Source organism: Nostoc sp. T09 (assembly GCF_002154695.1).
GTDB lineage: Bacteria > Cyanobacteriota > Cyanobacteriia > Cyanobacteriales > Nostocaceae > Aulosira.
The window spans coordinates 19,913-28,151 of the sequence record NZ_MTAV01000150.1 but is presented as its reverse complement, the minus strand read 5'-3'; the positions used below and the strand labels follow the sequence as shown (position 1 = coordinate 28,151).

Below are 8,239 nucleotides of genomic sequence, written 5' to 3'. Positions count from 1 at the left end.
ACGTTCCACTGTGTTGCACTCGCGGCGGACATATCACAAGTAATTTGCCGGACATGATATCACCTGTTCGCCCTACTTCCCTGAGCCTAGGCATTCAGCCTATGATGGGAAATAGATGTACTGAACGTTCTTGTCTATCTTAGAGAAAGAATTATGATTGTAGCCCTGCTGTATCTGATTTTGGCTGGAGCTTACTTGTTAGTCATCCCAGTGGCTATTTTGTTTTACCTGAAGCAGCGCTGGTATGTAGCTAGTTCCATAGAACGCACCTTTATGTACTTTCTGGTGTTCTTCTTCTTTCCAGGTTTGTTGGTTTTATCGCCGTTTATAAATTTTCGACCCCAGCGGCGACAAATTGAAGTTTAACAAGATTGGTAGGTCATAATTCTCATGCGACGCATTGATGCTATAGGTATTGGCTTGGGCGTTTTTGTTGCTGGAGGCATAATATATCTAGGCTTGCAACTAGTAGGTTTAGATAGTCAAAAAGCTGGTATATGGAGCCAAGTCTTGCTAGTTAGTGGATTACTTGGCTGGTTAGCCACCTATGTTTTCCGTGCGGTGGGGCAAAAAATGACCTACCATCAACAGCGGGAAGATTATGAACAAGCCTTTTTCCAAAAGCGGCTGGACGAACTGACTCCCGAAGAACTAGAAAAAATTCAAGCTGAGATTGAACAAGAAAAACAAACTCAGGTTTAGAGGGCGCATTGGTCGTTTGTTGATTGTCCGTTGTTTGATACTATATGACAACTGACTTTTGAATCTTGACCAATGACTGCCATTTCCCACTGCTTTGAAACTCTTGGACGCAATAAAGAGTGTGCTTTAATTCCGTTTATCACAGCTGGCGATCCAGATTTAGAAACAACAGCAGCAGCTTTACGAACTCTTGACCGCAGTGGGGCAGACATTATTGAACTGGGAGTTCCCTACTCTGATCCTCTAGCGGATGGGCCAGTGATTCAAGCTGCTGCTACCCGCGCTCTTCAAAGGGGCACAACATTGGATAGTGTGCTGGAAATGTTGCAAGCTACTACTCCGGCTCTAAAATCGCCCATTGTCCTGTTTACTTACTACAATCCAATTTTGCACCGGGGAATTGAAAAGTTTCTTCAGCAGATTGCGGCTGCGGGTGTAGCAGGCTTGGTAGTACCCGATCTACCCCTAGAAGAAGCTTCTGGTTTACTTCAACCAGCTAGTGAGATCGGAATTGACTTAACTTTGTTAATAGCCCCTACCAGTTCCGCCCAACGCATAGAAGCGATCGCTCGCTCCTCTCAAGGATTTATTTATCTCGTAAGTGTTACTGGGGTAACTGGTATCAGATCGCAAATAGAAACGCGAGTGTCAGATTTACTGAAGCAAATTCGTAGTGTTACGGAGAAACCTATTGGTGTGGGCTTTGGGATTTCCGAAGTTGCACAAGCACGTCAGGTCAAAGATTGGGGTGCAGATGCGGCGATCGTGGGCAGCGCATTTGTGAAACGTTTAGCAGAAGGTACACCAGCAGAGGGATTAAGTGCGATCGCCGAATTTTGTCAAAGCCTGAAAACAGCTATCAAGACTGAGTGACAGTAGTATAAATACTAGTCTTGATGAGATGGGAAAAGTAGATTAAAAATATATAACAGTGTAGTTTTTCTGTCTAAGGTTGGTAGACAAATTAACAGGTATAATCTTGAATAATAACAGCAAATATGATGCTGTAAAAAAACTAGCTGAAAGCATCGCTTATAGTTTGGGTATTATATGAAGTGAAATAGGCGAAAAAATATGAGTGTGAGTGTGAGTCAGTTACAAATGATGATAATTCCGTCGCAGTTGAGGGGCTTAGGCGATGAGTGAAAGTATGGCGTTTATCGGCGGGGTCGCCGTAGCTGGGCTAGCGGCTCTCGTATTGCTCAAAGGGGCAGGTAATTCTCTACAACCTAACTTTGCTGTGACCCCGCAGATGCCTGCTGTGGTACAACCCCAGATGATGCCGCCCCAATATCCTTATGGGCAACCGCTGTATCCCAATAATCAGCCCCCGACGGCTCCCAATTCCGAGCGGCTAGCCGATATCGAATCCGTAAAGTCGGAGTTGGCGCGTTTAAAAAGCGATAACGAGCAGTTGAGAACGCAAAATCAACAACTTCAGTGGCAATTTCAAAGTTACAACCAGCAGCAACAGCAGCTGTTTGCTCAACAGAATAATCAGAAAACACCTTTACAGCCTCAAACCCCTTGGTGGTCTTCACCGATAGTCTGGGCAGTGGGAGGTATGACTTTGACCATTGGTGGTGGTGTTGTAGTAGCTGGAGTGTTGGCTTTATTTTCACCAAAACAGCGTCCTTCCCGCACTGTACAAGTAATTCACCCTTACCAAGGCCCTACACAGCCTTTAGTTCCTGTACGTCGTACAGAGTTTTTGCCTCCTCGCATGGAAGCAAGACGAGTGGAAGCACCAGAATATGACGAAATGCATTAAAAGCAAACTATAGTGGTTAACAGGGTTGGCAACTACCTCTATATTTGTTGGTATCAACTACTAAATAACAGCAAATACTACAATAAAATTTAAAGCAACTCACAGATGTTTCTATTAAAAAAACAAAGGTGAGTATATTTTAATGCTTAGTTACAGGAAGAATTCGCCAAGCAAAAGTGCAAAATCGCCTGTATGCTTGGGGCATACAGAATTTATCAATTATTCAGCAGCCGTCCCTTGTTCATAGGGGGCGGTGTTTTCTATTATTAGCAACTATTACTGGTGATGGCAATCGGCAAAGCCGATGACTTGTTCCTATACAGCCCAAAGAAGAGCTAACGCTAACTAGCCCAAGAAGCTGTTCCATCACATCTCTGTATTTGTGGAATTTGCTGTCATTAACACTAACTTGCCAGCAGGAAAGATGATGCCAATTTCCTAAATGATCTCTACACATTCTGATGAAAAGCTTGATGGTGAAATTTTAAGGATTTGCCACTGCAAAAGTATTACATTGTGCAGGATTACCCGTTTGAATGCCTCGTTGGAACCAGCGGACTCTTTGGGCTGAACTACCATGCGTAAAAGACTCAGGTCTGACATAGCCTCTTGCTTGACTTTGCAAGCGATCATCCCCAATGCTGCTAGCAGCATTCAGCGCTTCGTCAATATCGCCTGCTTCCACGATTTGTCGCGAGCGATCGGCATGATATGCCCATACGCCAGCGAAACAATCCGCCTGTAACTCTTGTCGGACTGAAAGTTGATTTGCTTCTACTTGATCTGCTTGACGCTGCAATCCTCGCACGCGATCAGAAATGCCCATAAGATTCTGGACATGGTGCCCAACCTCATGAGCAATTACGTAGGCTTGAGCAAAGTCTCCTGGTGCTTTGTAGCGATTCTGCAAATCCTGATAAAAGTTTAAGTCGATATAGAGCTTTTGATCGCTAGGGCAATAGAATGGACCAACGGCCGATCGCGTAAAGCCACAAGCTGACTCCACCGCATTGGAGAAGAGAACTAAGGTTGGTTCCCGATATGTCTTTCCTTGTTGCTGAAACAGACTGTGCCATGTATCTTCCGTATCAGCCAGGACAACCGAAACAAAATCAGCCATGCGATCTTCAGCAGCCGAAGGTTGTGTTTGGGGAGATTGCGAGTAAGGGCGATCGCTCGGCCTTTGTGTTTGCTCCCAGATGACACTGGGATCGCCACCCAAGAAGGCAACTATCAATGACAGAATTACTGCCCCAACGCCACCTCCCACTACAGGGGCCGAAAGCCCAGTTCCGCGCCTGTCCTCAACATTGGTGCTTCTACGGCCAAATTCCCAGCGCATAAATAAAAGTCTCCCAACTATTTAACCTGACACAAGTGAAGAAAGTGCATAGACCCACAGCGACAAATCAAGAAACATCGCACTTAGGCTAGACTTGCCATAATTAAGCACAAATATTAGTGGTTCTATACATCAAAATCTTCTGCCAAGGGATAGCAATAATTTGATATTATGTCCTACTTAGGGAAGGCTAATTCATCGTCACATGGCAATGTCTAAAGATACACTCAAAGTGGATAGCCTTTGGTTTTGCACTGCTGATCGCAGTCATTTTTATTATTGATGCTTGCCATTATGAGGCTGTACACTCATTGATAACAGCAAGTACATAGGCAGATTTAAAATAATTTTTTACTGACAATATTCCAGGCTAAACGTTGAATCATTTCAACATCCGCTGCGTTTAAGCTCTCTAATTCCATACTGCTATTTTCTTGCGGAGTATTCAATTGATTGCCGTCGTTTTTATAGCTTAATCCTTCTGGGCTGTTACCATAAAATGTTGCATAAAACACACATGCTGCCACATAGGAGCCAATTGAACTGGGATGGCTTTGATCTTGATTGTAAAGACTAAAGTTTGAGTTTTGTTGTTGAATTTGTTGCCAAACTATGCCCACTGGAGCCACGATTGCATTCAGTTCCTTGGCAATTGTCATATATGAATCGATTAGTGCCTGTTGCGTTTCTGGTCGATTCTGTCTTGCCCAAGTTAAGTAGAACACTGTTTGGGCATTAACTTGCTTAATCTCAGCGTTAAACAACCGAGCATATTCATACATCAATTTCGGATTTTTAATAGGTAAAGTACTCTGTTCTTGCAGTACAACATAGTCCCATCGTCCATCCCTAATCCTACTTAATGCTTTACCCTGCTTCCAAAGATTCTCTAGTGTAGCTCCACCAACCGTAACCATTTCAGTTTCTAGTTTTCTAGTTTCTTTGGCTGATAAAGCTAACTGTCGCGTCAATTTGGGAAGATTGTTGAAATAGGTATAGCTATTACCAATGAATAACACCTTTAGCGGTTGGTTAGAAGTTTCCTTATAAGCTTTTGTCTCAACCTTTGTTTTCACTTTTGCTCCTATGCCAGCAATGATTAATAATATAATTATTACTAATAAATACTTCATCTTTCTCTTTACCGATTTAGCATTAAGCGTCATCTGGAATCCTATCGTTGATGGGTGCATCTCAGTTTTTATTTTTCGATTAAATAATAAATTTAATATGTCATTGCGAGGAACGTAGACACGAAGTGGTGAGCCAGTCCGGTGGACGGGTTCCCCGGCATAAAGGAACTGGCGAACCCGAAGGGCTTCCCGCAGAGTAGCAATCGCAAGGCTTTAACCTAGAGACTTTAAAAGTGAGAGCAAACTAGATTTTTCAACCACATATACTCCTCTTATTTTTCTTGATGGTACTGAAACTTTAGCTTGCGAGAAAGCAATAATTGGCGTAACAAAATTAAACTTCCTTTGCTTTTTAACTTGCAAAGCTTGTTTCATAGCCCGTTCAAGAAAGTCTTTCTCAAAATTATGAGTCGTATTTCCCATACGACGAAATAGATACTTTCCATCGGTAACAACTTCACCTCGATGAGATTTGACATCGACAACATAAGCTTGACTTTGTGGGGAAACACAAACAATATCAGCATCTCCTAAACCACCTTTCAACAACATGCCATATTCGATTTGCCAGCCTTCTGCCTCTAACTGAATCAAGGCTTGGGCTGTATCTTCTTCTCCTTTAGCACCTTGATCGGCAAGGTTCGCCTTCCGCCAGAAATAAATGCCATTGAGAACCAACCCTAAGGCTACGAAGATAAAAAGAACATATAGGAGGATGGGCAATTGCAATGTTGGAGCCTGAGTCTTAGATGAGTTAAGCGATGATACCTGGTTTAAAAAATTCTGAAAGATTGCTACTAAAAAGAATGGGAAAAGGACAACTAAACCAGCACAGAGAAATGAACAAATTGCCTTAAGTCGTCTTTTAACAGCAAGATCGCGAATATTTTTTCCAGCTTGACGATGTAATTTTGACATGTGATATTTTAATTGAGAGAAGCTCAAATACTTAAATAGAGTTAAATTTTTTCTAGTCTGACACTGTCAATTGAAATTGAAAAGGTTATTTTTAATACTGAAAGTTTCAAATTTTACTTAAGTACACGTTCAAATACATCATCTAGAATCAATCGCAAACATGAAAATGCAGGGCGATATCTGCTGATTGACTCTTTTGAGTTGACGCAAGTATGAACCAAATAACTTGATGCCTGAAAACAAGCCTTATACAGGCTTTAAATCTCATCAAAATCAGTGTTATTGGTAGTAGCTCATGATTCCTTGCTATACCATCGGCTTAAATAAACTTTGCTTATTTCTCACCAAGCTATGACTTTTGTTAGAGGGATAAATAATTTTTTCCAGTTACGCTGGATTTGTAATCAAAAGAGACAATTGGCTGCAAATAGGCTGTATCACACCCTATTTCATTACTAAATCTATAACTCCATTGGTTAGGTTAATTACAAGATAGAAACTAAATTTGGTTTCTCATGGTATTAGCCAAATTTGGAGTGAGCCAATGATATCTCGAAAATTTGCAAAACATCGAGAATGTACCAACGGAGTATTGGCATGACAAATTTAATTTCTAATGCGATCGCTCAGATCAGTTCTTTGCTTAAAGGATTTCAAGTAAAACGTTTTTTGGCTGTTGCCTTAGTTGGTTTGATAGTACTGACGACAAATGTAGATACTGGGCGCAGTAACAAAGAGTTGCGCGATCAAGTTCGCGTACAAGTAGAACAGAATGATGCTCAAAGACCGAAGACAACAGGACAATGGAATAGGGAAGCTCGCGAAACGAAAGACGCTCCTGGTGAAAGACTTCAGCGAATTGGTCAACAATCAGGAGAAGCTTTTAAAGAATTTGGATCGGGTTATGTAGAAGGTGCGAAGGAAACCGCTGGTGGTGTTAAGGATAGTGCAGCACAGGCTGGTAAAGATATTTCTAACACCGTAAAACGGTAAGTTCCTGATGCTGTAGTTGCGATTTGCGATCGCACACAATTTTCTTAGTACTTGCTAAAATTCCTAAATCTGCGCTGAACCTACACAGTGCAGATTTTGGTTAGTTTCATCAATTTGCTTTCAGGCCTCATTGAGATTACCTTCGACAAGAGACTGAAACTTAGTATCAATAGTAGTTATCCTAACCACTCTGGATTTTTAGCTGTACTATCAAATTGACTAGTGGTCTTAAATGGCTCATACTGACCTTTTGCTGCAACCTCGCGAGTGCGATTGAGCAGTGCCCTAACTTGTTCCTGGCTCATCGGCTCAAATGTACGTGCTGCCTCAAACGCTTGGTTGAGAATTTCCATACTTTCAATACCTGTAATCACGGTTGAAGTTGGCAGATTCATGGCGTAGTGGAGACATTCGATGGGTTTAACCGTATTGCTCTTGAGAATATTTTGGTCGCCCATTGATTTCATACCCAGCACACCGATTCCATCTTTCACTAATCTGGGTAGAACTTGTTGTTCAAAACTTCTAAAATGTGCATCCATCACGTTTAGCGGCATCTGCACTGTGTCAAAACGAAAGTTATTTTGAGCAGCAACTTCCAGCATCCTCAGGTGAACTAGCGGATCTTTGTGCCCAGTAAAGCCGATGTAGCGAATCTTGCCTGCTTTTTGTGCTTCTAGGACAGCCTCCATTGCCCCACCAGGAGCGAAGACGCGGTCTGGGTCTTCCATACGAAGTATTTCATGATGCTGTAGCAAATCAATACGATCTGTCTGCAACCGTTTTAGAGAATCGTTAATTTGCTTAGTAGCTGCCTCTTTAGTTCGTCCGTCTATCTTAGTCATGAGGAAGACCTTTTGACGATAACCGCCTTGAAGGGCTTTTCCCATGCGAATTTCGCTACCTCCGTTATGGTAGTCCCAGCTGTTATCCATGAAATTGATGCCACGATCAATTGCAGTGTGGATTAGGCGGATACCCTCTTGCTCGTCTTTTGGGCGTCCAATATGGTGACCCCCTAAACCGATCGCGGATACTTTTTCTCCAGTTCGTCCCAAGGTTCTGTAAATCATTTCGCCGCTTCTAGTTTGAGTATAAGCGGGTCTATTTTGGGCTGAGACTTGTGAGAATAAACCTTCCGCACCAGCCAACCCGGCTGCAACTAAACCGGAAGTAGAAACTACTTTCAATAAATCCCGTCTGCTGATATCCACAAATTTATCTTTCCAAAAAATTGTCATAACTCGCTCTCATAGCGTTACATGATGCAAAGCGGGGTACATCTAACTGTTGAGAGAAAACAGCAGTGAGAGACGGATATGTATGCTAAAGCTGGGTGAACTGTGAAAATATTTTAAGAAGTGATATCATGTCCAGTTG

Annotated in this window: 9 protein-coding genes; 5 read left to right on the top strand and 4 right to left on the bottom strand. The window is 42.3% G+C overall.

Annotated features, from left to right (window positions below; genetic code table 11):
- Positions 1–153 precede the first annotated feature (153 nt).
- The 4 genes from ndhL to BV372_RS26785 all read left to right on the top strand — a co-directional run bounded on the left by ndhL (position 154) and on the right by BV372_RS26785 (position 2,473).
- Positions 154–366 carry an NAD(P)H-quinone oxidoreductase subunit L gene (ndhL, locus tag BV372_RS26800; protein WP_086689528.1) on the top strand — a complete coding sequence of 71 codons (213 nt, stop codon included), beginning with the start codon at positions 154–156 and terminating at the stop codon, positions 364–366.
- 24 nt (positions 367–390) lie between these two features.
- Positions 391–702 carry a DUF3007 family protein gene (locus BV372_RS26795; RefSeq protein WP_086689527.1) on the top strand — a complete coding sequence of 104 codons (312 nt, stop codon included), beginning with the start codon at positions 391–393 and terminating at the stop codon, positions 700–702.
- A gap of 72 nt (positions 703–774) precedes the next feature.
- Positions 775–1,575, top strand: coding sequence for a tryptophan synthase subunit alpha (gene trpA, locus BV372_RS26790; protein WP_086689526.1), 801 nt, complete (start codon positions 775–777; stop codon positions 1,573–1,575).
- A 265-nt stretch (positions 1,576–1,840) separates the two neighbouring features.
- Positions 1,841–2,473 (top strand): heterocyst differentiation related protein, encoded by a 633-nt coding sequence (locus BV372_RS26785; RefSeq protein ID WP_086689525.1) that lies wholly within the window; start codon positions 1,841–1,843, stop codon positions 2,471–2,473.
- Between the two features lie 484 nt (positions 2,474–2,957).
- Here BV372_RS26785 and BV372_RS26780 read toward each other — a convergent pair whose 3' ends face one another.
- From BV372_RS26780 to BV372_RS26770, 3 genes are all read right to left on the bottom strand, one after another.
- Complete coding sequence (locus tag BV372_RS26780; protein ID WP_086689524.1) at positions 2,958–3,815, bottom strand: neutral zinc metallopeptidase; 858 nt, start codon at positions 3,813–3,815, stop codon at positions 2,958–2,960.
- Positions 3,816–4,153: 338 nt separating this feature from the next.
- The gene (locus BV372_RS26775) at positions 4,154–4,891 is read right to left on the bottom strand and encodes a DUF4886 domain-containing protein (RefSeq protein WP_143845305.1); all 738 of its coding nucleotides are present in this window, start codon (positions 4,889–4,891) and stop codon (positions 4,154–4,156) included.
- Between the two features lie 270 nt (positions 4,892–5,161).
- Positions 5,162–5,866, bottom strand: coding sequence for a nuclease-related domain-containing protein (locus BV372_RS26770; protein WP_086689522.1), 705 nt, complete (start codon positions 5,864–5,866; stop codon positions 5,162–5,164).
- Positions 5,867–6,463: 597 nt separating this feature from the next.
- On the opposite strand from BV372_RS26770, the gene BV372_RS26765 reads away from it, so the two are divergent.
- Complete coding sequence (locus BV372_RS26765; RefSeq protein ID WP_086689530.1) at positions 6,464–6,859, top strand: hypothetical protein; 396 nt, start codon at positions 6,464–6,466, stop codon at positions 6,857–6,859.
- 176 nt (positions 6,860–7,035) lie between these two features.
- Here the strand turns inward: BV372_RS26765 and BV372_RS26760 are convergent, their stop codons facing one another.
- On the bottom strand, positions 7,036–8,073 hold the full coding sequence (locus BV372_RS26760) for an aldo/keto reductase (RefSeq protein WP_086689529.1): 1,038 nt from the start codon (positions 8,071–8,073) through the stop codon (positions 7,036–7,038).
- Between the last annotated feature and the right edge of the window lie 166 nt (positions 8,074–8,239).